Here is a 1,584-nt window from a genome sequence, read left to right as displayed (position 1 = left end):
TGGTTTGCCATTATCGCTTATTAGCTGATTCTACTTACATATTCTTTTTCTTCCATTATATCACAACTTTATTATATGTAAACAGTTTTTGGACAAGTTTTTTGTTTTTCAAAACCTATATAAAAAAGGAGATGAGGTAAAATACCTCATCTCCTTTGCATCACCACTTATTACTACATATCCAAATCAGGATAATATAGTTCTGTCCAGTCTTCTGTACCGTCTTCCAATCTGTAGTAATAGTGACTATTCACTGCCTCCATAATGGCTTCATAATACCATGCTTCTTCCGGCAGATCCGGGAACTTCCTTGCATCCGGCAATATCTCACCCTTTGTTACCTTTCTACCCAACACATTGTTGACTAGAGTTACGAATTCAGCTCTGGTGATATATTGATCCGGTTTGAAAGTTCCATCTGGATATCCTTTTATCCAGCCTTTTGCCGCTGCTGAGTTTATATACTTATTGGCCCAGTGTCCAGCTATATCGCTGAATTGATCGCTTTCAAATGGCGTTAGCTTATCAAATCTTGATGCTATTACTGCCATTTCTGCCCTGGTTATATAGTTGCCAGGTCTGAAGGTTCCATCTTCGTATCCTGTTACTATTCCACCATTAGCCAGAGTAGCTATATGTCTATTGGACCATCTGTCAGCAGCTACGTCTGAGAAGTTGTGCTTATCTGTTTTTATGCTTTCCCTATAGTCTTTATCTAATAGTCTGTAGAATACAGCTGCTACTTCGTCTCTTGTTATATATGCTAATGGTTTTACTGTGCCATCTGGATAACCCTGAATGTATTGGAAGTGGTCATCTTTATTCAATTGTGGCAATCCTGCTGGGATTTCTTCGTCTGGTATGTCAATTACGGTTAGTATGGCAGGTGTGCTTGTGCTAGGACCATCACCGCCGCTTCCTCCGCCGCTTCCTCCGCCGCTTCCACCGCCACTTCCACCACTGTTATCATCTGGCTGCGTGCTTCTTGTTATGGTCAGTGTGCCTGGTACTAACTGGATATCATAGTTTCTGGTTACATCTTCTTCTCCAGCTTTTATTACCGGAGTTCCTGTAAACCTTACTTCATATGTTCCTGCATTAGTTCCAGATCCACTTGCACTGATTCCGCTTAATACATGGCCTTCAACCAATCCTATAGGCGCTTCGTATCCTGTTATGGTCTGTTCAGTCCCATTATATACCCTTGAACCGCTATTTGCTTTTACAGTCACTTTCCTTGGTGTTATTTCTACTTTTGCTTCTCCGGTTCTGTCTTCGTAGTTCGGATTTTCTACCTTAACATGAACTGGATATGTTCCTACATTGGTGTATGATGGTTTTTTCTCGCTCCAGTTAGTTCCATCTTCGCTGTAGTATACTTTGTCTCCTGCGATGAGGTTAGTTACTTCTATGCTGTGTGGTTGACCATCATATACTCCTTTGTAGTCATCAATCTCAAGGGCTGCTCCTTCGGCCTTGACTATTTCGAAGTCTCCCTTATTCACATTCACTGCATAGTTCGGATTAGCTGTATATATTGCATCCAAGACTTCTTTGTATACTCCTACACTCTCGGCATCATTT

Annotated in this window: 1 protein-coding gene; it reads right to left on the bottom strand. The window is 41.2% G+C overall.

Features of this window, described 5'->3' with window-relative positions; translation table 11 throughout:
- Nucleotides 1–173: 173 nt before the first annotated feature.
- Nucleotides 174–1,584, bottom strand: a 1,411-nt coding sequence (locus BUB48_RS00015; protein WP_139249835.1) for an S-layer homology domain-containing protein, incomplete at its 5' end; no start/stop codon positions are given.

Source organism: Lutispora thermophila DSM 19022 (assembly GCF_900142105.1).
GTDB classification, from domain to species: domain Bacteria; phylum Bacillota; class Clostridia; order Lutisporales; family Lutisporaceae; genus Lutispora; species Lutispora thermophila.
The sequence above is the reverse complement of the archived record's forward strand: the minus strand, read 5'-3'. Positions and strand labels throughout refer to the sequence as shown.